Source organism: Micromonospora sp. DT81.3 (genome assembly GCF_049847225.1).
GTDB lineage: Bacteria > Actinomycetota > Actinomycetes > Actinomycetales > Microbacteriaceae > Microbacterium.
This window is the reverse complement of the sequence record NZ_JBNCNY010000009.1, coordinates 99,310-120,511: the sequence shown is the minus strand read 5'-3', so window position 1 is coordinate 120,511 and position 21,202 is coordinate 99,310. Positions and strand designations below refer to the sequence as shown.

17 protein-coding genes are annotated in these 21,202 nt (G+C 67.0%); 1 reads left to right on the top strand and 16 read right to left on the bottom strand.

Annotation, left to right across the window (positions count from 1 at the left end):
* Window positions 1-43: 43 nt before the first annotated feature.
* The 9 genes from ACPW96_RS18420 to iolC all read right to left on the bottom strand — a co-directional run bounded on the left by ACPW96_RS18420 (window position 44) and on the right by iolC (window position 10,957).
* Entirely contained in the window at window positions 44-1,519 is a 1,476-nt protein-coding gene (locus ACPW96_RS18420) for a sugar porter family MFS transporter (protein WP_425884785.1), read from the bottom strand.
* A 110-nt stretch (window positions 1,520-1,629) separates the two neighbouring features.
* A complete protein-coding gene (locus tag ACPW96_RS18415) occupies window positions 1,630-2,496 on the bottom strand; it encodes a sugar phosphate isomerase/epimerase family protein (RefSeq protein ID WP_425884783.1) in 867 nt (288 codons plus the stop codon).
* A gap of 19 nt (window positions 2,497-2,515) precedes the next feature.
* Entirely contained in the window at window positions 2,516-3,529 is a 1,014-nt protein-coding gene (locus ACPW96_RS18410) for a Gfo/Idh/MocA family protein (protein WP_425884782.1), read from the bottom strand.
* 20 nt (window positions 3,530-3,549) lie between these two features.
* A complete protein-coding gene (locus ACPW96_RS18405) occupies window positions 3,550-4,500 on the bottom strand; it encodes a sugar phosphate isomerase/epimerase family protein (protein WP_425884780.1) in 951 nt (316 codons plus the stop codon).
* Window positions 4,501-4,557: 57 nt separating this feature from the next.
* Entirely contained in the window at window positions 4,558-6,471 is a 1,914-nt protein-coding gene (gene iolD, locus ACPW96_RS18400; RefSeq protein WP_425884779.1) for a 3D-(3,5/4)-trihydroxycyclohexane-1,2-dione acylhydrolase (decyclizing), read from the bottom strand.
* Entirely contained in the window at window positions 6,471-7,397 is a 927-nt protein-coding gene (gene iolB / locus ACPW96_RS18395) for a 5-deoxy-glucuronate isomerase (RefSeq protein WP_425884777.1), read from the bottom strand. The genes iolD and iolB overlap by 1 nt, the downstream gene beginning before the upstream one ends.
* Before the next feature lie 82 nt (window positions 7,398-7,479).
* On the bottom strand, window positions 7,480-9,048 hold the full coding sequence (locus ACPW96_RS18390) for a CoA-acylating methylmalonate-semialdehyde dehydrogenase (protein ID WP_425884775.1): 1,569 nt from the start codon (window positions 9,046-9,048) through the stop codon (window positions 7,480-7,482).
* Between the two features lie 39 nt (window positions 9,049-9,087).
* A complete protein-coding gene (locus ACPW96_RS18385) occupies window positions 9,088-9,999 on the bottom strand; it encodes a class I fructose-bisphosphate aldolase (RefSeq protein WP_425884774.1) in 912 nt (303 codons plus the stop codon).
* 1 nt (window position 10,000) lies between these two features.
* Entirely contained in the window at window positions 10,001-10,957 is a 957-nt protein-coding gene (gene iolC / locus ACPW96_RS18380) for a 5-dehydro-2-deoxygluconokinase (protein ID WP_425884772.1), read from the bottom strand.
* Window positions 10,958-11,173: 216 nt separating this feature from the next.
* On the opposite strand from iolC, the gene ACPW96_RS18375 reads away from it, so the two are divergent.
* Window positions 11,174-11,935, top strand: coding sequence for a GntR family transcriptional regulator (locus tag ACPW96_RS18375; RefSeq protein WP_425884770.1), 762 nt, complete (start codon window positions 11,174-11,176; stop codon window positions 11,933-11,935).
* 1,059 nt (window positions 11,936-12,994) lie between these two features.
* Here ACPW96_RS18375 and ACPW96_RS18370 read toward each other — a convergent pair.
* The 7 genes from ACPW96_RS18370 to ACPW96_RS18340 all read right to left on the bottom strand — a co-directional run bounded on the left by ACPW96_RS18370 (window position 12,995) and on the right by ACPW96_RS18340 (window position 21,150).
* The gene (locus ACPW96_RS18370) at window positions 12,995-13,582 is read right to left on the bottom strand and encodes a hypothetical protein (RefSeq protein ID WP_425884769.1); all 588 of its coding nucleotides are present in this window, start codon (window positions 13,580-13,582) and stop codon (window positions 12,995-12,997) included.
* A 122-nt stretch (window positions 13,583-13,704) separates the two neighbouring features.
* Complete coding sequence (locus ACPW96_RS18365; protein WP_425884768.1) at window positions 13,705-14,928, bottom strand: M23 family metallopeptidase; 1,224 nt, start codon at window positions 14,926-14,928, stop codon at window positions 13,705-13,707.
* Window positions 14,929-14,935: 7 nt separating this feature from the next.
* Entirely contained in the window at window positions 14,936-16,993 is a 2,058-nt protein-coding gene (locus tag ACPW96_RS18360; protein WP_425884767.1) for a hypothetical protein, read from the bottom strand.
* Window positions 16,990-19,518, bottom strand: a complete 2,529-nt coding sequence (locus ACPW96_RS18355; protein ID WP_425884766.1) for an ATP-binding protein — start codon at window positions 19,516-19,518, stop codon at window positions 16,990-16,992. Before ACPW96_RS18355 ends, ACPW96_RS18360 begins: the two co-directional genes overlap by 4 nt.
* Window positions 19,515-20,096, bottom strand: a complete 582-nt coding sequence (locus ACPW96_RS18350; protein ID WP_425884765.1) for a hypothetical protein — start codon at window positions 20,094-20,096, stop codon at window positions 19,515-19,517. Before ACPW96_RS18350 ends, ACPW96_RS18355 begins: the two co-directional genes overlap by 4 nt.
* 8 nt (window positions 20,097-20,104) lie before the next feature.
* Window positions 20,105-20,365 (bottom strand): hypothetical protein, encoded by a 261-nt coding sequence (locus ACPW96_RS18345; RefSeq protein ID WP_425884763.1) that lies wholly within the window; start codon window positions 20,363-20,365, stop codon window positions 20,105-20,107.
* Window positions 20,366-20,367: 2 nt separating this feature from the next.
* Entirely contained in the window at window positions 20,368-21,150 is a 783-nt protein-coding gene (locus ACPW96_RS18340) for a conjugal transfer protein (RefSeq protein WP_425884762.1), read from the bottom strand.
* Between the last annotated feature and the right edge of the window lie 52 nt (window positions 21,151-21,202).

Genomic DNA, 21,202 nt, shown 5'->3' with positions numbered 1-21,202 from the left:
ACCCTCTCGGATGCGGGCGGTTCTTCAGGTCTCAGGATCTGATTCAGGCTGAGGCCCGGTTACGCAGCTGGTCGCGCTTGCTGACCGTGTAGATCGCGCCGGTCGAGACGTCCTCCTCGAGCGCCTCCAGCGTGCGCCCGCGGGTCTCGGGCACCTGTCTCCACACGAAGATGAGCGACAGGAGGCCGACAACGGCGAAGAGGAAGAACGTGCCGGTGATGCCCACCGCCTCGACCAGGGTGGGGAAGTAGAGACCGAGGAACGCGTTGGTGATCCAGAGGAAGAAGACCGCGACACCGATGCCGAAACCACGCATGTGCAGCGGGAAGATCTCCGACAGCATCACCCAGACGGCGATGTTCAGGAACGTCTGCATGGATCCGACGAAGGCCACCACAAGGAACAGGATCACGTAAGGGCGCAGCGGGTTGCCGACGGGCAGTGCGATGGATGCGATGCCGATCAGCACGTGGCAGATCGTCGTGAGCGTGAAGCCGATGATCAGCGTCTTGCGGCGGTTGATGCGGTCCATCATGTACAGGGCGATGAAGCCGCCGACGACCGCGATGACGCCGGGTGCGACGTTCGCGATGAGGGCCGCGCTTTCCGAGAAGCCGGCTTCGATGAGCACGATCTGCCCGTAGTACATGATCGAGTTGATCCCGGTGAGTTGCTGCGCGACGGCGAGACCGATGCCGACGAGAAGGATGCGCAACAGCCACTTGTCCGTGAGCGCAGCGCGCCAGCCGATGACCTGTGCATCCTTCTCCTCCTCCGCAATGTTCTCGACATCCGCGAGCTCGGCCTGCGCGCGATCGAACGGGCGGATCGTCTCGAGGACGGCGCGCGCCTCCTCGTCACGACCCTTCTCGACGAGCCACCGCGGCGACTCGGGTACCCGGAGCATGCCGAAGAAAAGCGCGATCGCGGGGAGCGCCGCAACGGCCAGCATGTAGCGCCACACGCTCGGGTGGTCCGCCCAGACGGTACCGATGATCGCGTTCACGACGAAGGCCGCGAGCTGGCCGATGACGATCATCAGCTCGTTGCGCCCGGCAAGCGATCCGCGGATCTCGAAGGGGGCGAGCTCGGCCAGGTAGACGGGCACGACGGTGGATGCGCCGCCGACTGCCAGCCCGAGGATGAATCGGCCGACGACCATGACCTCGAAGGATGGCGCGAAGACACAGGTCATCGTGCCGATGAAAAACATCACCGCGAGCAGGATGATCGTCTTTCGGCGACCCCATCCATCCGAGAGCCGGCCGCAGACGAGCGCGCCGGCCGCCGCGCCGAACAGGAGGGAGGCGGTGACAACGCCCTCCGTGAATGCGTTCAGGCCGAGCTCCTCGGCCATCGGGCGCAGAGCGCCGTTGATCACACCGGTGTCGTAACCGAAGAGCAGCCCGCCGAAGGTGGCGATCAGTGCAACGACGAAAAGCCGCTTGCGGTAGACGCCGGGGGTGAGCGGCGGAAGCTTCGACTGGGCTTCGTTGCTCGATGTATGGGAAGTAGCCATCGTGACTCCTTTGTCGTATCGCGCGGCTGGGCCCGCGCTTCATCTCTCATAGATTGGCAGATGTAAGTATGTCCTGTCAAACTTACATGCGGGCTTGACTCTGGTCTCGATCAAGCGACGAGCTCACGCAGGCGCGCGAGCTGGTGCCGCGAGACCTCGTCCGCGTTCTCATCTTCCGCGAAGACATTGGAGACGACGAGGGCGTCGTCGCGGTCGAGGTACCCCGTCGAGCGGAGCAGGCCGAAAAGCGTCTCGAAGTCGACGTCGCCGTCGCCGATCGTGAGGTGCTGGTGGATGCGCGCGGCGTTGCCGGGCGGGTTCGAGATGTACCGCAGGCCGTGGGAGCGGCGGTGGTCGAAGGTGTCGGCGGCGTACACCGCACCCAGCCGCTCGCCCAGCTCGGGGAGGAGGGTTTCGGCGCGATCGCCGTAGTGGAATGTGTGGGACGCGACGTAAACGAAGCCGACGCTCCGCGAGTTGAGCCCGCGCAGCACCCGCCACGCCTCGGGCCCGTCCTCGACGAAGTCGTCGGGGTGCGGGTCGATGTTCAGCTGCAGCCCCTCCGACTCGACGAGAGGCAGGAGCTCCTCCATCGAGCGGTAGAACGCGGCTTCCGAGTCCTCCGAACGGTCCGGGCGACCGGAGAACTCCGTGTTGATCACCGGGATCTCCAGCTCGACAGCGAGTTGGATGACACGCCGGAAGTTGCGCACGGCGGCCTCCCGCTGCGGCTCGTCCGGCCAGGAGATGCGCTGCACCGGGAGGATCGCGGGGATCGTGACGCCGGCATCCTGCACCCGCTTCTTGAGCGCAGCGACCAGCGCGTCATCCGCCTTGGGATAGCGGAAGAAGGGGCTGAAGTCCGCGTGCGGCGTGAGCTGGAAATGCTCGTAGCCGAGTCGGGCGGTGATGTCGGGGAAGTCGAGAAGACCCGCGTCGTGGTGGTACGGCGTGGGGTCGAGTGCGATGCGAACCATGGGATGCTCCGGTGTTTTCTCAGGCGTAGAACGCGGGACGGTCGGGGGCCTCGACGGGGATGATGCCGCCGTCCAGTGCCTGCACGCCGGCCTCGCACGCGAGCGCGACGCGATAGCCGTCCCACGCGTTGGGGCCGTCGACGAGGTCGCCGGCTTGCACGGCGTTCACCCACCGCTGGATCTGCGCGTCGTAGGCGGCGGCGAAGCGCGTGGTGAAGCTCAGGTGGTCGGAGACCGAGAACGATCCGTCGCGCCAGGTCTGCAGGCCGGATGGCTGGCCGATCCGGGCGAGACCCCTCTCGAACACCGCTTCGGTAGCGACCTGGTAGCCGAACTGCACGCTGACGTTCATCTCGACGTCGACGAGCACGCCGTTCTCGAGTTCCATGAGCACCAGGATCGGCTCCCGCAGGTGCGCGGGAGACAGGCTGTTACGGCGCGGGAACTTGACCTCGACGGTCTTGATCGGGGAGCCGGCCACCCATGGCACGACGTCGAACTCGTGCACGACCGAGTCGGTGATGAGCATCTTCTGGGTGTAGCTGTCAGGCACCGACGGGTTGCGGTGCACACCACGCAGCATCATGAGCTCGCCGGACTCACCCGATTCGACGAGCGCGCGCAGGGCGGCGTACTCGGCGTCGAAGCGACGCATGAAGCCGACCTGGATGTGCGGCTTGTCGAGCGTCTGCTCGAGTTCGAGGATCGCCCACGACGACGCCGAGTCCGGAGTCAGCGGCTTCTCGCACAAGATCGGCAGTGCGGCCCCCAGGGCTGGCACCAGCACCGGCTCGTGGAACTGACCGGGCACCGCGATCAGGACCGCGTCCACGGCGTCTGCGGCGATCGCGTCCTCGATGCGGGCGAAGGATGCCGCGCCCGGGGCGTTCGCCGCGGCTGCCTGAGCGCGTCCCTGGTCCGGCTCCACGACGGCCGACACGACCGCGCCGCTGATGCGGTCGGTGATGCGGGCGATGTGGTCGGCGCCCATGAGTCCGGCGCCGACGACGCCGATGCGGAGGTCGGTTGTCATGGTGCTCTCTCCAGGATGGGTCAGTGGACGCGGGCGAAGTGCGTGCAGGCGAAGATGTGCTCGCGGGTGCGCTTGGCGATCGGGAACGGGTGGTCGACGTCGCAGCCGTACATGTCCTGCTCGACGATCGCGAAGATGTCGTGGTCGATCGCGGCCACCGCCTCGATGATCGGCGCCAAGTCGGGCACCCCATGAGGCGGCTCGATCATGATGCCCTGTGCGACCGCCTCCGCGAACGGGACGTCGTTCTTCAGGACGTCGAACAGAAGGGAGGTGTCGACCTGCTTGAGGTGCAGGTACCCGATCCGCTCCGGGCGCTCCTCGATCAGCTTCACGTTGTCGCCCCCGTAGTACGCGAAGTGGCCGGTGTCGAGGCACAGGTTCGTGTAGCGGGGATCGGTCTCGTCGAGGAAGCGATTCACCTCCCGGGTCGTGCCGACATGGCTGTCGGCGTGGGAATGGAACTGCTGCTTCACGCCGAACTCCTCGAGGAGCGCCTTGCCGAGCCGGTCGTGACCGGCCGCGAGCTTCGCCCACTGCTCGTCGGTGAGCGTGCGGGACTCGAGCACCTCGCTCGTGGCGTCGCTGCGCCACAGATCCGGGATGACCACGAGGTGCTCCGCGCCGAGCTTCGACGCGAGACCCGCGACGGACAGCGCCTGATCCCAAGCGCGCTGCCACTGGTCCTCGCCCTTGTGGAAGCCCGTGAAAACCGTGCCGGCGCTGAGCTTCAGGCCACGGCTGCCCAGCTCGTCCTCCAGCTGATGCGGGTCGGTCGGCAGGTAACCGTAGGGGCCCAGCTCGATCCAGGAGTAGCCCGCCCCGACCACCTCGTCGAGGAACCGCTGCCACGGAACCTGCTTCGGATCGTCGGGGAACCACACTCCCCAGGAATCGGGGGCGGTGCCGATCCGCAGGCCGGGGCCCTTGTTGACGACGATGTCGGCGTCGGGGGGAATGGTGTCGGTCATGGTCTCCTCCGTGGGTGGTGTTCGAGTCTCGGCTTCAGCAGGTGCAGGCTTCGACGTTCAGCCGAGCAGCGGCTTCTGATTCGCCTGTTCGAGCAAGTACTGCTCGCGGGCCCGCTGCGTCGACGCGAGGGTCGACGTCTCGGGCACCGGCACGTCCCACCAGCCGTCACCCTCGGGCGCGTAGATGAGCGGGTCGCTGTTGATGTGGATGAACGTCGAGCGATCGGATGCCTTCGCCGCTGCGACGGCCGCCTTCAGGTCGTCGATCGACGAAGCCCCCGGGTCGATCTCGACCACCTTCATCCCGTAGCTGCGGGCATTCATCGCAAGGTCGACCGGCAGGATTTCCTCGCCCTGGAAGTTCCTCGCGTCCGGGTCGTACTCGCGGTACCAGGTGCCGAAGCGCTCCGACCCGACCGTCTCCGACAGGTGCCCGATCGAGGCGTACCCGTGGTTCTGGATCAGGATGACGATGAGCTTGATGCCTTCGGCCACCGCCGTCACGAGCTCCGTGTTGAGCATCAGGTAGGAGCCGTCGCCCACCATCACGATCACATCGCGGTCGTCACCGGCTGCGAGCAGCCCGCGCTTGGCGCCGAGACCGCCGGCGATCTCGTACCCCATGCAGGAGAACGCGTACTCGACGTGATATCCGAGCGGATCACGGACGCGCCACAGCTTGTGCAGGTCGCCCGGGAGCGAGCCCGCGGCCTGGACGACCACGTCCTCCGGCGCACTGACCGACTGGACGGCGCCGACGATCTCGGGCTGCCCGGGCAATGCGAGGCCGGACGGCGCGAACGTGTCGTCCACCGCGGCATCCCACTGCGCCTTCTCACGGGCGGTGCGCTCGGCGTACTCCGACGGCACCTGGTATCCCTCGAGCTCGACGGCGAGAGCGACCAGCGCCTCCCGCGCGTCGGCGATCACCGAGAGCTGCGTGCCGTGCTTGTAAGCGTCGAATGCGGCGACGTTGATGTTGACGAACCGCACGTCGGGGTCCTGGAACGCGGTGCGCGACGCCGTCGTGAAATCGCTGTAGCGGGTGCCGATGCCGATCACCACGTCGGCCTCGGCGGCGAGCCGATTCGCTGCCAGCGTGCCCGTCGCGCCGATGCCCCCCAGGTTCTGCGGGTGATCCCAGTCGAGCACGCCGCCGCCGGCCTGAGACGTGCCGACCGGGATGCCGCTGGCCTCGACGAGAGCACGCAGTTCGTTCTCGGCGCTGGAGTAGAGGACGCCGCCGCCGGCGACGATCAGCGGCCGCTTCGCGGAGCGGATGGCGGCGACCGCGCGGGCGAGCGGTCCGCGCTCCGGGAGGGGCCGGCGGATGTGCCACTCGCGGTCCTGGAGGAACTCGAGTGGCACGTCCAGCGCCTCGGCCTGCACGTCCTCGGGCAGGGCGATCGTGACGGCGCCGGTCTCGGCCGGGTCGGTCAGCACGCGCATGGCGGCCAGGGCGATCGAGTAGAGCTGCTCGGGTCGCTGCACCCGGTCGAAGAATCGCGACAGCGGCCGGAACGCGTCGTTGACGGTGAGGCCGATGTCCCACGGCTGCTCCAGCTGCTGCAGCACGGGGTCGGCCACTCGCGTCGCGAACGTGTCGCTGGGAAGGAGGAGGGCGGGCAGGCGGTTCGTCGTGGCGAGGGCGGCGCCCGTGAGCATGTTCGCTGCACCCGGGCCCACCGAAGCGGCCGACGCGAGAGTGGCGCGACGTCGGTGCATGCGCGCGTATCCGACCGCCTGGTGCACCATCGCCTGCTCGTTGCGCGCCTGGTAATAGGGCATCAGGTCGGGCTGCTCCACGTTGGCCTGCTTCAGCGCCTGACCGATGCCGGCCACATTGCCGTGGCCGAAGATTCCGAGCATCCCGGGAATCGTGCGCTCGCGCACGTCGCCGTCGACGGTCCATTGATGTCCCAGGAACCCAACCAGCGCCTGGCTGACCGTCATCCGCTTCGTCGTGGCCATCAGTGCCGGCCTTCCTTTCCGGTCGTGTCGTCGGTGTACGGGAGGCGGGAGTCGAACTCCTGCCCGTTCCATGATTCGCGCACCCACGCGTGCGCGGGGTCGTCGCTGATGAGCCATTCCCGCTCGGGGTCGGGTCCGGCCATCACGTTGAGGTAGTACAGGTCGTAACCGGGCGCTGCGACCGCAGGCCCGTGGTAGCCGTACGGGACGAGGGCGATGTCGCCTGAGCGCACCATCGCGTTGATGTCGATCTCGCCGGCGGGCGAAGAGTATGTGCTGAACATGCCGAACGCGGCATCCGCCGATCCGCCGGTCGCCCCGCGCGCGGGGGCGGTCTCGAAGTAGTAGATCTCCTCGAGGCGGGACTCGTGGCCGGGTACGTGCTCGTCGTGCTTGTGCGGCGGGTAGGACGACCAGTTCTCGGCCGGTGTAATGACCTCGCACACGATGAGCTTCGCGGCATCCAGGGCCTGCGGTGTGCCGAAGTTGTGCACCTGCCTGCTCGATGCGCCCGCACCGCGGAGCTCTACGGGGGTATCGGCCGCGGGGATGTACTGCCACGGCCTGCGCTCGCGCGTCGGCGCCTCCGCGATGGCGACGCGACCGTGCCCCCGCACCTCCGCCGCCGTCCCCGTCGGGAGATACAGCACGTCGGTGGGACCGTCGAACACCGACGGCCGGCCGTGCAGCCGCGTCTCCCACTCCCCCGGGAAGTGGTGGTGCGCGACCGTGAAGGATCCGGCCAGGGGCACGACGATCCGCTCGACGCCCCGCTCGCCCAGGGTCAGCTGGTCGCCCTCCACCAGATCGGCGACGCGGATGCCGGTGTGCTCCCAGCCGGGGGTGGTCGCGTCTACGACGCTCTCCCAGTCGCCGTGGGTGAGGTCGCCCCGGCGGTGGAACCAGCGCTGGTCTGTCGTGCTCATGTCGGCTTTCGTGTGTCGGTGGTGAAACGGATGCCGCGGCCCACGTGTCCCTCGAAACGCGGGCCGCGGCATCCCGCTCGTGTCAGGTGTTCTGCGGGAATCCGAGGTTGATGCCGCTGTGCTCCGAGTGGTGCCGCGTTGCGGGGTCAAGCCAACGGCTGGTGATGGCCTTCTCGCGTGTGAAGAAGTCGAAGCCGTGCACGCCGTACGCCTTCGCGTCGCCGAACAGCGACTTCTTCCAGCCGCCGAAGGAGTGGTACGCGACCGGGACCGGGATGGGGACATTGATCCCGATCATGCCGACCTGCACCTCGTTCTGGAAGCGTCGCGCGGCCCCGCCGTCATTCGTGAAGATCGCGGTGCCGTTGCCGAACTCGCCCGAGTTGATCAGATCCAGCCCCTCGTCGTAGCTGTCGACGCGCACGATCGAGAGCACCGGTCCGAAGATCTCCTCCTGGTAGGCGCGAGAGGTCGTCGGGATGTCGTCGATCAGCGTCGGGCCGAAGAAGAACCCGTCCTCGTGGCCCTCGACCGTCAGGCCGCGACCGTCCACGACGATCTTCGCGCCGTCCTGCTCGGCGATGTCCACGTAGCTCGACACCTTCTCGCGGTGCACGTCGGTGATCAGCGGACCCATGTCCGGCTCGACGCCGTTCTCCCCCGCCCCATTGCCGATCTTCAGGCGAGCGATCCGCTCGGTGATCTTGGCGATCAGGTCGTCGGCGACCGGCTCGACGGCCAGCACGACGGAGATCGCCATGCACCGCTCCCCCGCGGCGCCGAAACCGGCGTTGACCGCCTGGTCGGCGACGAGGTCGAGGTCGGCGTCGGGCAGCACCAGCATGTGGTTCTTCGCCCCTCCCAGAGCCTGCACGCGCTTGCCGTTGCGCGACGCGGTCTCGTAGATGTACTGAGCGATCGGGGTGGAACCGACGAACGAGATCGACTGCACGACCGGGCTGTGCAGCAGGCCGTCGACGGCGAGCTTGTCGCCTTGCAGCACGGTGAAGACGCCGTCCGGGAGTCCGGCCTCCTTCCACAGCTCCGCAAGCCACAGCGCGGCCGATGGGTCCTTCTCGCTGGGCTTGAGGACGACGCTGTTGCCGGCGGCGATTGCGATCGGCACGAACCAGAGGGGCACCATCACGGGGAAGTTGAAGGGCGAGATGACGCCGACGACGCCGAGCGGCTGCTTGAGCGAGTACACGTCGATGCCGGTCGAGGCGTTCTCGCTGAACGCCCCCTTGATCAGGTGCGGGAAGCCGGTCGCGAGTTCCACGACCTCCTGGCCGCGCAGGATCTCGCCCATCGCGTCCGAGACGACCTTGCCGTGCTCGGAGGTGATGATCTCCGCGAGCTCCAGCTTGCGAGCGTTCAGCAGCTCCCGGAACGCGAACAGCACGGTCTGGCGCTTGGCGATCGAGTACCGGCTCCACAGCTGGTAGCCGCGCTGGGCGGATGCGAGGGCCTCGTCGATCTCGGCCTGATCGGCCAGCGCCACCCGGGCCTGGACGGCGCCCGTCGCGGGGTTGTACACGGGTGCGGTGCGCCCGCTCGAGGACGGGCGCTCGGCGCCGTCGATCCAGTGGGAGATGACCCGCGTGGGCGCGGCCTCCGTGGCGGGGGCGGAGAAAGTGTCTGTGGTGCTCATGAGTTGTCCTTCTGGGGGTTGATCAGGCTTGGGGTTTGATCAGGCAACGACGCTCAGCGTGGGGTGGACCATGGCGGCTGCCGTGTCCACCGCTCCGGCCACATCGCCGTCCGGGGGATAGAGGAGGGTGCGTCCGACCGTGAGGCCGCGCACACCGGGAAGGGCGAGCGCGTCCTGCCAGGCGGCGAACGTCTCGTCGGGATCGACGCCGGAGTCCCCGCCGAGGAGCAACGTCGGCATGGTGGTGGCCTCCATGACGCGTTCCATGTCATCGACCACGGGCAGCTTCATCCACGTGTACGCGCTGCTCGCGCCCAGCCCGGACGCGATCGCGACCGAGAGGATCACGGCATCCGTCGACAGGTCGTTGACGATCCGGCCGTCCTGCCACCGGCTCATAAACGGCTCGAGCATGATCGGCAGGCGGGCAGCGGCGGCCTGCGTGACCGCATCCGCCGTCGCCTGCAGGGTCGGCGCGGTGCCCGCGTCGTCAAGGTTCACGCGGATGAGCGTCTTGGCGAAGTCGATGCCCGCGGCGGTCATCGACGCGACGTCGAAGCCGGTGTACCGGTCGTCCATCTCGAAGGATGCGCCGCGCAGCCCGCCCCGGTTCATCGAGCCGACGATCAGCTTGTCGTCGAGCAGACCCAGGGCGGCGAGATCGTCGATGATGTCGGGTGTACCGAGCACGCCATCCACGCCGGGACGGCTGAGCGCGGTCGCGAGCCGGTCGAGCAGTTCGTAGCGGTTCGCCATCGCGGTGGCGTTCTGGCCGACGGCCAGGGCACCACGCGCCGGGTGATCGGCCGCGATGATGAACATGCGTCCGTCGCCGCGCAGCACCTCACGGCGGCTGCGCGTCGCGAAGGCCCGTGCGATGGCGCCCGGCTCATTCGCGCGGATGTCGCGCAGCCGGTCGAAGTCGAGGGCCGTGAGGATGTCGTTGCTCATGTCAGAATCCCCTCTGAAGGATGGCGTCGACCTCTTCGGTAGTCGGCATGGCGGTCGAGCATTCAAGCCGGGATGCGACGAGGGCTCCGGCGACGTTGGCGAAGCGCAGAACGCGCTCCAGTTCCCAGCCTTCGAGGAGGCCGTGGCAGAGCGCGCCGCCGAAGGCGTCGCCGGCTCCGAGGCCGTTGACGACGTCGACGAAGTAGGGCGGGACCTCAACGGTCTCGTCTGCTGTCTTGGCCAGCACGCCCTTGGGGCCCTGCTTGACGATCGCCAATCGCACGCCGCGCTCGAGCAGGGCGTCCGCCGCGCGCAGCGGCTCGGTCTCGCCGACGGCTACCTCGCACTCCTCGCGATTGCCGACGGCGACGGTGGCGTGCTCGAGCGCCCGCGCGACCTGCGCGGTCGCCTCCGCCGCATCCGTCCAGAACATCGGCCGGTAGTCGAGGTCGATCACCGTGTTCTCGGCACGCCCGCGCGCCTGCAGCGCCGCGTGGTGGGCGGCGCGGCTGGGCTCCTGGCTGAGACCGGTCACGGTGAACCAGAACACCTTGGCAGCGCGTACCGCGTCGAGGTCGAGCTCGGCCGGCTCGACGTTGAGATCGGGAGCCTTGGGCTCGCGGTAGAAGTAGAGGGGGAAGTCGTCGGGCGGAAAGATCTCGCAGAACGTGACCGGAGTCTTCAGGGAGGGGTCGGTCGCCACGTAGCGGTTGTCGACAACGAGCCGGTCGAGCTCCCGCAGCAGGTAGCGGCCGAACGGGTCATTCCCGACGCGCGAGATGAGCGCCGAGTGGTGACTGTAGCGCGCCGCGGCCACCGAGACGTTCGCCGCGCTGCCGCCGAGATACTTGCCGAACGTCTGCACGTCTTCGAGGCCGACCCCGGACTGGAGCGGGTAGATGTCCACTCCGAGGCGGCCGATCGCCAGGACGTCGGGGGTGCTGGATGTCTCAGTCATACTCCGCTGTACAACTCTCTCGTGCGCGATGGGCAGGGCCAGTGGGTGTCCGATACAAGGACCGTGACGGACGAATATGTCCTAACAATAGCACAAAGATTGGACTCGGCAAATAGAATCTTCGCGTCGGGGGCTTGCCGCTCCGCTGACAAAGCGGGGTCCGTGTAACGTTGTCCCGACAATAGGACGTCAAAGGTTCCAGGGGAAGGCCGGCCGATGGCAAGCGACCAGACTGTGTGGCCCGACGAGCTCTTCCTCGACCTGGACCGCACCGGGCCTGTGCCTCTCTACTTCCAGGTGTCGAGCCGCCTCGAGGCGGCGATCCGGTCGGGGGCGATACCCGCGGGCGCCCGGCTCGAGAACGAGATCGCCATCGCCCAGCGACTCGGCCTCTCCCGCCCTACCATCCGGCGAGCCATTCAGGACATCGTTGACAAGGGTCTCCTCGTGCGGCGACGAGGGATCGGAACGCAGGTCGTACAGGGAACCGTGACCCGGCAGGTCGAGCTGACGAGCCTCTACGAGGATCTGCAGAGCGCCCACCACGAGCCGGGCACGAGGGTCCTGACGCACGAGATCGTCCCCGCGAGCGACGCGGTCGCAGCCGGGCTGGGCCTGACCGCCGGAGACGACGTCGTCTACATCCGCCGCCAGCGCAGCACGGATAACGTCCCCGTCGCCGTGCTCGAGAACTACCTCCCGGTGGAGTTCGCCGACATCTCCACATCCCAGCTCGAGGAGCGCGGGCTGTACCAGATCATGCGCGCACGCGGCGTGACCATCCGCATCGCCAAGCAAAAGATCGGCGCACGCCGAGCGCACGGCGACGAGAGCGACCTGCTGGACATCGACAAGGGCGGCCCCGTGCTCACGATGGAGCGCATCGCCTTCGACAGCTCCGGACGCGCCATCGAGTTCGGCCATCACTGCTATCGCCCAGACATGTACAGCTTCGAGACGACACTCGTAGCCAAATAGTCGCGCAGTCGACGAGCGATGCCGGCTCCCGAGTGCTCGCGAGCCTACGCGACATCCCCCGCCCGCTCACGCGACTCTGGCCGCCAGATCGAGGGACGCTCACCGGCCGCCTCGGCTCTAACCCCAACCAAGCGGCGATCGATGCCAACTCGGTTCCATCCTCGAATTTGAGCGGGAGTATTGCAAGCACACACCCCTGGTTTTGGGCGGGCCTGCTCGTCATGCGCTTTGCCTGGACGTTGCGCGTCAAGCAGACCTCTACCGGTCCCATGAGCGACTCGAGCTGAGCCTGGATCTCGGCTAGTTCCCGGCCGCCAATGCTGTGCAAACCGCCTCCGTAGTGCACGTCAATGCGCTTCATGAACGCCCCCCCCCGGGGTCGGGACGGTCCCCGGCTCGAGGGGTTCCGGTACCGCGTACTGTCCGGTCGGCGAGTTTGCAGTGAGCATCAGCACGTCGATCCAGGCCTTGTTGATGGCTGGTGGAACCTAGTAGCTGTCGCACCCTCGAGATCGTCTAATGATCCGAAGACGTCAGAGCGTCGGGTTGGGGTACACCCCATCTAGACGTCAGTCTCCCCCCGCGAGAGCCGTCCAGTTAGGACCCGGTCTGGCCGCATCGGCACCACTCCCCGCCCAACTCATAGAGTTCAACTTGACGCTCTCGGGCGGGACGACCGTCGAAGAGGACACGCGGGCAACCATCCTGGATCAGCGAGGAGCCACCGACCATCCTCTCGGCACTGAGCAGGCCGCCTTGAAGGCACCGCGCCGCCGGGCTACTGACAAGATGTTTGGCGCTACTGACACGTCGATGGCGCTACTGACAAGATGTTTGGCGCTACTGACAAGATGTTTGGCGGCGAACAAACACCGACGCAACACTGCTGCCACCACGCTTGACACCGTTGATAGGATGGCCCCGCCGCAGTGCCGAAGCGAAGCGAGGTAAGCGGAGGCGGGCCACCCCACCCCCGGGTCGCTTTTTCAGCCGCACATCCCTCTAGCGGTATAGCGCAACACCGTCTGCATATCGCCGCAACATCGTCGGCAACATCAGTTAGTCGGTCTCGGTGGCCTGGTCTTGCCGGCGTCTTTCCCACTCCGCGCGCAGCCATTCGCCTTGTCGCTCTGCCGCGGCGCGACTCACCCCGCGAGCCGTGTCTGGGGCGGGTGGGAACGGGGCGCCGGCGTTGTGCAGCTGCTCGAGGCGCGAGGCCTCCTCGGTGAAAGCACGCTCGACGAGACCGGCCAACGACGGTGCACCGTCGGGATTAGCCCGACTGGCCCACCAGGCGGCCTTGAGCCGCGCATGCAACGCCACCGGGAGGTAGTAGGCGCGGTGGCCGTAGCCGGTGACTCCGCGCGGGTTCGTACCCTGTGCGCGCAGCGGCGCCGGCGGGAACGGGGCGCCAGCGTTGTGCAGCTGCTCCAGGCGCGAGGCTTCTTCGGTGAAAGCACGCTCGACGAGACCCGCCAAAGAAGGTGCGCCGTCGGGCTCATCTCGAGTCGCCCACCAGGCGGCCTTGAGCCGGGCATGCAACGCCACCGGGACGCGATAGGCGATCGAGCGGTAGCCGGTCGCGGAAGCGCCATGCAGCGGCTTTCGCGGGCCGTTTCCGCTGGTGTCGCTGGTCGGTTGGAGCACAGATCACCGTCTGGAAATCGGAATGGGAGCCGGTTCGGGTCCGGCCATTCCGTAGCCTACCGGTCCGGTTTTCCAGACGTAATCGAAGACCCAAAACCCGCGATGACGCGCTTTTCAGGGGGTTAGAGGCGGCGGCAACTTCCATCGTTGGGGCAGACCTCGATGCCGAACAGGCGCATGAACTCCTCCGGGTTGACGAAGTCGCTGTAGTAGCTCGGGGCGCCCAGCGTGCCGGCGGTGGTGAGTTGCGCGACGGCCGGATTGGTGTTGCCGGTGACACTCATTGCCAGGTGCAGGTGGCAGCCGCCGCTGGGTGGCACGTTCCCGGTCAGGCCTATCTGCTGACCTGCTTCGACGGTGTCGCCGACGTCGACGAGACGTTGGCTCTTGTACATGTGCAGGTAGTGGACGGTGAACCCGTCCGGGTGCCGGATGGAGAGCCAGAGCTCGCTGCTGACGGTGACGGTGCCTGGCAGGATCGCGTAGACGTTGTCGCCGCACGGTCCGGGCCACAGCTGCAGGTCGATGCCCGCGTGCCAGCTCGAGGCGCCCTCGACGGTGACCTCGCGGGGACCATAGTCGGAGGTCATCTGGTATCCGGGGTCCATCGGGTAGGCGGCCTGACCGGCGGTGCCGCTTCCGCAGGTGATGGATCCACCGACAGTGGTGACGATCTTCTGCGCCGCCAGCTCCCACTTGTCGTAGGCGTCGGGATACGCCGAGTTCTGCACTGTTTGGGCGGCTTCGCCCAGTGGCATGCTCTCCCAACCGGGGATGTCGAGCAGTCCTCGAGGCGACCCCGCGTTGGGTCCTTCGGGTCCTCCGAAGAAGGCTTTGGCGGCGTAGGTAGGGTCCATCAGCTGAGCGACCGTGCCCCAACCGGAGACGCGCTGCTGGAAGAAGTTGACCGAATCGTGGTCGGAGCCGACCGCGTCATGCGGGTAGTCGAGCGACTCCGGAACAGTGGAGTTGGCGTACATATGCAGCCCCGACTCCTGCAGCGCGGTCATCATCGCGATCTGCTGCCCCTGCAGCGGCACTCCCAGCGTGCGGGCCACGGCGAGGATGCCGGCAGCGTTCGTGAGCTGCTTCTCGTTGAGCGTGCGGGTCGCTCCCCCGGTGGTCTCGACCTCGAGCTGGGTGACTGTGGAGCCTGCGCTGGCGGTGCAGGCTCCTGACGAACCGCCGAGCGTGGTGCCCAGGAACACCATGATGAACATCGTGTAGCCGGCGATGATCACGATCGGCACCAGGATCACCGCGCCGATGATCAGGATGAGCTTCCTGTTGCCGGCGTCGCCGTTGTCGGTACCGACCTCGGGGCGCTCGAGGGTTCCTATCGACATGAGGTGGCTACTTCTGTGCGATCGCCAGCCGTGTGCGCAGCTCGGAGTTGCGCGGCGACTGCACGCGGGCGGGCAGCGACGAGATGTCCTGGATCTCGCTCGAGCGGCGCACGACGTGGCCGACACCTGAGCTGTCAACGACGATGCGCCGGGCCTCGGGGGTTCGGGCAGACTGCGGTGCGACGACCATCGGTGCGACATGCAGCGCGGTCTGCGTGGCCGTGGCGGTCTTGCTGGGCGTCCCATCGTTGGCTCTGGTGCTGGACTCGATGGCTTTGGACGCTCCCTTCTTGGCGATGCGGCCGCCGACCTCGATGCCGGCGGCCGCGATCACGCCGGGAACGCCGCCGGCGGCGCCGCCCTTGGCGATCCGGGCGCTGGTGAACACGAGATCCGCGGTCCTCTCCGCCTTCGATCCGCCAGCAGTGCCGCTGGGGGGACCGCCAGGGCCGCGCTGCGGCGCCGGAAGCGCCGGACGGCCTGTTGCCCCGCCCGTCGGCCCGACAGGGCCGGAGGGGGCCGCAGGCGTTCGTGTGGCGGTCATCGTTCCGATGTCTGCTGTCGCTCCTGGAGCACCTGGAGCTCCTGGGCCGAAGTGGATGGACCGGGCGTCGACGTTGCGGTCGGGACGTCGGAATGCGGCCGCGGCGACCGCGGAGAGTGCGCTCATGGTGGCGACGGCCTTCATGCCGTCGTTGTCGCTCGCCTCGTTGCCCTTGTTGAGACCGAACTTCGAGAGCTGTTCGGCCATCGTCCGGCCTGCCTTCTTGGCCCCCTTTCTCGCGCGAAGCAGAAGGAAGATCAGCACGAGCATGACGAGGTTGGCGAAGATCATCATCGCGGTGATCGGAAGTCCGAGGTCCATGAGCCCGGTGATCGAGGCGACGGTGAGTTTGAGAACGGCAGCCATGACGACCGCCATGAAGACGATGGATACGAGTCCGGTGAAGGTGTCAGCGAGGGACCGCCACAACGGGTACCGGTTGATGGGCAGGATGCCGAGGTAGACGTTCCACATGGTCTTGAGCGCGGCGATCAGGAACCCGAAGACCGTGACCAGCATTAGGACGCCGATCGCCATCGGGATGATGAACACCGTTAGAGCACCCGGCGCGATCGTCGCAGCCGTCATCACCTGGCCGAAGTTGGGGTTCTCGTTGTACGCCTTCGCGGTCGGGTCGCATCCGTTGACGGAGTCACGGACGGCGTTGCCGCCACCGGCGACCGGTGAGGACGTCAGCATCGAGTCGGTGAACCCGCTGGCGCACGCACCGTCGAGGACCTTCCCGAAGGCGATCGTCTGGGCGGGGATGCGCACGAAGATGTCGACGAGCTGCGACGAGACCGCGGAGGAGAGCAGGTCGTCGTCGGCGATCTCCACGCTGGTGATGTCCTCGCTGACCACCGCCGCGGCGATCTGGCCGCCGTACTCCTGAGCGGTGTCGAACGCGCCACCTGCTGCCGTGAGGGTGGCGACGGGGTTGGCGAGCATGCCCACGGCCAGGACGGCGCAGGTCGCGGAGATGAAGACTTCGGCCCACCCGGAAGCGTGGCGGCCGAGCATGATTGCGATGCCGGCGGAGCCGCCGGCGATCATCAGCGCGACCGGGATCCAGTGGATCTCGCCAAGGAAGTCCTGAAGCAGGTCGGCGAGGATGTTGAACGGCGCAGCCACCACGCTGACCCACTCGAAGGAGACCAGCCAGTTGCAGAACCAGATCATCCACGACACCAGTCCGAGGTGCCCCGTCCAGATCGGGTCCAGCCAGGCGGCGATGAACGCCTTGCCCCAATTGAAGACGTCCCCTCGGTCGATCGGCAGCATGGCGTAGTTGATCAGCGGCACGCCGTTGCTGTCAGTGATGGTGGTGTCCAGGATGTACGGAGCTGTCGGATCCACGGTGGCCGCGTAGGCGATGTAGACGTTGCCGAACACCACAAGCAGCAGGTCGATGACGACCACGGCGATGACCCGCGTCCACCAGGGATGCTCGTGCGCAAAGTGCCGCACCCGCCACAACCCACCGGTGAGACTCGCGAAGGTGTGTCGGTAGAACGTGATCACGTCGCCACCAAGGAGGGAGTCGACAGGACCGCACTGCGCCGGTCAAGACGCTCGGGAAGGGTCTTGCGGAACTTGCCGATTCGACCGCGCTGGTCGACCATCAGGCCCTCGCCGCGGCGATCCTGGGGAACCGCTCCGTCGGGGCCGAGCGGGGAGAGCTCCTCGGTGACGATCTTCACCATCGCGGCATCTGCGGTCTCGCCTGTCAGCCATTCGATCGCCCGCCGCGCGAGCTCCTTGTCGGTCTGGCGCATCACGAAGCGGGTCTTGAGGAGGCCGCGGGTCTGCACGTCACCGAAGTCTGCGGGGTCGTGGGAACCGAGACCGAAGAACGCGCGGTGCTTGCGGCCGTCGCGGATGCCGATCCGGAGGTCGCGTTCACCTTCCGGGGACGCGGTGACGTGGTGAGTTTCGTCGTAGAACCCGCCGGCCAGCTCCCGCGGGTTCATGAAGCAGACCTCGCGGGTGACGCCCATCAGCATCGCGTACATGGCCCGGCCGTAGATCTTCTCCAGCGGCATCTCGTCGTACAGGTGCTTGTGCTCGAGCTCGGTCTTGTCAGGCAGTGAGAGCCCGTGCGTGAGGAACACCAACGCACGGGACTTCAGATCGACTGCGGGGAGCCCGTCGTTGAAGAGGACCTCCCCGATGTCCTTGGAGGCGACCAGGTTGATCAGGTCTGCGAGCTCGTCGGTTTCCGGGGACGAGAACGACTTGAGGTGTGCGATGAGCTTGCCCAGGCTGCTGATGTCGTGCGCCGCCATGTAGTCGGGCTCGAGCAGCTTGGACAGGGCCACACCGCGGTTGTCTCGAGCGCGGATGCCGAGCATCACCGCGAAGAGGCTCTGCACCATGCGGGCCCCGATCCGTGGGCCGAACACCCGCAGAGGGTCCACCGAGTACGACGGGTCCATCAGGTCGACGATCATCGTCGTGTCCGGCTGCAGGCTGCGCGCGAACGAGGCGTACTCCTTTGCCTCAGTGCGGTCGATCGCGACGATGCGGCCCTGCCTGTCGACGACGTCGCCGATCTCGCACTTGAGCAGCACGCTCTTTCCGGCGCCGAGCTCCGCCACGACACCGAAGCTGGCGCTGGTGTCAGCTTGGATGCTGCCGTCCGCGTCGCGGAGGATCGGCGTGTGCCGTGCGGTGGAAATGTTCTCGCCGAACCGCGCGCCCTTCTCGTCGCCGAGCTCGTTGCTGACGAGTGGAACGCCGGTGGCGAACTCGCGGCCGGTCGTGATTTGAGTGAGCTCGCGAGCGATCCTCGTGGTCGGGATACCGGGAAGCATTGACCACCACAGCTCCTCCTGGACGCCCAGCGGCGCCTCGAGGATGAAGTCGGCCCTCTTGTACTCGGCTGCTACGAACCGGGCCTTCCTCTGGGCCAGCTCAGCGGTGTCTGCACCGACCGTGAAGATCATGGTCGCCTGGACCTCGACCTCCCTGTCTGAGCGGTTGAGTGAGGCGTGGTAGGCGGCCAGGGACTCGGCAATCTGCGCGAGGTCGGAGCCACCGCCGGTGATTGTTGCGCTGCCCTCCTGGTGCTGGTACTGCTCACGCAGCGCGGATTCTGCCTTCTTGTTGCGCCGCTTGACTTCATCGGCGCCGGTCACGGTGAACCGAATCCCCCAGTCAACATCCAACGGCAGCTGGTCGACGTGGGACATCCATTCGACGCCCGGGGACTGCCACCCGGCCTTCGGCGCCGCGACGAGCACCTGCATGACCTGGTAGGACGACTCATCGCCGGCGTAGGGACTGTGGACCTTGAGGTATCGCCGCTTGAAGGGGAGGAACTGCTGCCCGGTCTTCGGGTTGAGGTCGCTCTGGCCGCCCTCGTCAATCCAGGGATTGGGCATGCTCGAAGGCATCTGGAACTGCGCGAGCGAGTCCGCGTCGAACCCGTCCGCTTCCCCTCGAGCAGGAGGAACCGGAGCTACCGCATCGACCGAGAGGCCGCGCTGCTGAGAGTGCAGCGCGATCCAGATCTGCTCGGCCGCGGTTGCACGGGTGGGCTGGAATGCGGCCGGGATCCGCGCCTCGATCTCCTTGGCCATCCGCATCGCCGCATCGATCTCGCCCTGTGTGGGCAGCTGGCGCGGCAATGCAAGCGCATCCCTGAGTGCCTGGTCACCCGAGCGGAGCGCGGACATGAGACGAGCTTTGGGATCGCCGGCGGCCAGAGGGACCGCGAACCAGAACGCGCGAGTTCCGAGCGGGACCTGCTCGAGCGCATCCAACGTGAGCTCGACCTCTTTGGCCCAGTCGGGGCATTCGTCGATTCGGACCCCATCGAGCATCCGCTCGACGATCGTCACAGGATCCAGATCCGCGCACAGCCCGAGCAGAAGACCCTCGCCGCGGTGCGCCTGGAAAAGCGCCTGGTGGTGCGCCTTCACGAGTCCCTTGGTCGTGGCCGTGGCGTAGGAGAAGGGCAACGGCTGCAGACGCCAGGTCGCCCAGACGACCCCCGATCGGGTCCACATCAGGTTGCTCGTCATGGCGGTTGCGGGAATCTTCATTGCTGCCCTCCTCGGGCTTGCTGCAGCAGTCGCTCAACACCGCTCACCGCTTTCGCGTATGGAGGAGTCGGCTGCGCCGTCGAGTGCTGCTGCGGGCTCGGCTGCGGCACGGATGCCACAGGGATCGGTGTTGTGGACACGTCCACCTCGAGAACGGAAGCTGCGATGTCCTCGGGCAGCTCGCTTATCGAAGTGCTGCCCCCCGCGTAGTGCGGGGTGCGTATCTTGAGCGTGCCGGCGCGGTACCTGCCGGCTGTCGGGCGGGTCATCGCCGACAGGGAGCTTGCGGCAATGCTCAGCATGTTGCGACGGGTGCTGGGGAGGCGGCCGGCACCCCACGCCGCCCCCCAGGCGATCACCACGGCGAGTGGGATGTCGACGATCGGATTGCCTGTGCCCCAGATCTTCACGGTTGTCAGGCCGAGGATCAGCACGCCGGCCAGGACCACCCCCTGAGCGATCGTGTAGGGGCCCCCGATGATCCGCGTGCCGTCAGGAAGACGGCCGATGACCTTCGGGAACCGGCGGCTGCCCGTGTAGAACCGGGCAACTTCGATTCCTTCGCCGGGCTCGGCCATGGCGCCCCCTACGCGACCAGCACGTAAGCGGTCGCGCCGAGGGCGTTGACGGTCTCTCCCTGGATGAGAGTCATGACCCACTCGCCGCCGCCGAGCGCGAGGAACATCGCGAATCCGCACAGCAGGCCAGTGATCACCGTTGTCGCGACGGCGAACTTCACCTTTGCCGCCACGACGAAGAAGATGATGGCGGCGACCACCGTCACGAAACCGCGGAATGCGGTGGCCAGGTCGAGCGTGATGCCGTTGAACCAATCAAAGAACCCCATGATCAATTTCCTTTCGAGTTGCCGTCACCGGTCGGTGACGGTTGGGGCGTTGCCGATCCCGAGGTGGGGATCGCTTGCGGTGCAAGATCAATGGCGCTGACTTCCCAGCGCGATGCGCGAACAGTCAGCGTGAGCGTGTACGTCGACGTCAGCTGCTGCTCGAGTGGGCTGAGGAGTGACACCGTCACGAGAGCGCGGATGGTGTCGCCGTCGGACAGCGACGTGGACGGGAGCACGTCGGAGCGGAGATCGATGACCTCGACCATCACGTAGGGGGCGGGGTCGAGAGCGATGAAGTCTGTGCCGGGCGAGCTGTAACGGGAGAGATCGCCGGATCCGGCGAGGTATGCGCCGAGGAACGCCGTCACCGTTTGAGCAGCAGGGTCGGAGGAGCCGATCGTCTGCGTATAGATCAGTACCGAGGTCGATCCCTGGACGGGAGGTGCGACCGGCGCCGGCAGCCCGACCACGCGCAGCGCGCCGTCCTCGAGCGACACGGCAACCTGGAAGTAGCGACGCGGCCAGATCTCGGTGCTGCCCTCCCCCGTCTCGCTCAAGCTGAGCTCTTTGACGTTGGCAGCGACGACAACGTTGACGAAGCCGCTGTCTTCAACGGGTGTGACTGTTGCAATGCCGAGATCCCGGTATTGCCATGCCTCCTCCGACACCTGGCGCAGTGCACCGACGTCGATGTAGTTCGCGAGATCCCCCGGGAGGTTCTTGGTCGCGCTCAGCCATGAGGCGACGAATCCGAGCGCGTAACCGCCGGCGCGCTGCTGGTCCACGCTGAGGCCTTCAACCTGTGACTGCGGTGCAGCTGCGATAACCGGAGTAGGA

Excerpts from the sequence above, each read along its gene's own strand:
- ACPW96_RS18420 (WP_425884785.1), bottom strand. The coding sequence starts at position 1,519 with ATGGCTACTTCCCATACATCGAGCAACGAAGCCCAGTCGAAGCTTCCG.
- ACPW96_RS18415 (WP_425884783.1), bottom strand. The coding sequence starts at position 2,496 with ATGGTTCGCATCGCACTCGACCCCACGCCGTACCACCACGACGCGGGT.
- ACPW96_RS18410 (WP_425884782.1), bottom strand. The coding sequence starts at position 3,529 with ATGACAACCGACCTCCGCATCGGCGTCGTCGGCGCCGGACTCATGGGC.
- ACPW96_RS18405 (WP_425884780.1), bottom strand. The coding sequence starts at position 4,500 with ATGACCGACACCATTCCCCCCGACGCCGACATCGTCGTCAACAAGGGC.
- iolD (WP_425884779.1), bottom strand. The coding sequence starts at position 6,471 with ATGGCCACGACGAAGCGGATGACGGTCAGCCAGGCGCTGGTTGGGTTC.
- iolB (WP_425884777.1), bottom strand. The coding sequence starts at position 7,397 with ATGAGCACGACAGACCAGCGCTGGTTCCACCGCCGGGGCGACCTCACC.
- ACPW96_RS18390 (WP_425884775.1), bottom strand. The coding sequence starts at position 9,048 with ATGAGCACCACAGACACTTTCTCCGCCCCCGCCACGGAGGCCGCGCCC.
- ACPW96_RS18385 (WP_425884774.1), bottom strand. The coding sequence starts at position 9,999 with ATGAGCAACGACATCCTCACGGCCCTCGACTTCGACCGGCTGCGCGAC.
- iolC (WP_425884772.1), bottom strand. The coding sequence starts at position 10,957 with ATGACTGAGACATCCAGCACCCCCGACGTCCTGGCGATCGGCCGCCTC.
- ACPW96_RS18375 (WP_425884770.1), top strand. The coding sequence starts at position 11,174 with ATGGCAAGCGACCAGACTGTGTGGCCCGACGAGCTCTTCCTCGACCTG.
- ACPW96_RS18365 (WP_425884768.1), bottom strand. The coding sequence starts at position 14,928 with ATGTCGATAGGAACCCTCGAGCGCCCCGAGGTCGGTACCGACAACGGC.
- ACPW96_RS18355 (WP_425884766.1), bottom strand. The coding sequence starts at position 19,518 with ATGAAGATTCCCGCAACCGCCATGACGAGCAACCTGATGTGGACCCGA.
- ACPW96_RS18350 (WP_425884765.1), bottom strand. The coding sequence starts at position 20,096 with ATGGCCGAGCCCGGCGAAGGAATCGAAGTTGCCCGGTTCTACACGGGC.
- ACPW96_RS18345 (WP_425884763.1), bottom strand. The coding sequence starts at position 20,365 with ATGGGGTTCTTTGATTGGTTCAACGGCATCACGCTCGACCTGGCCACC.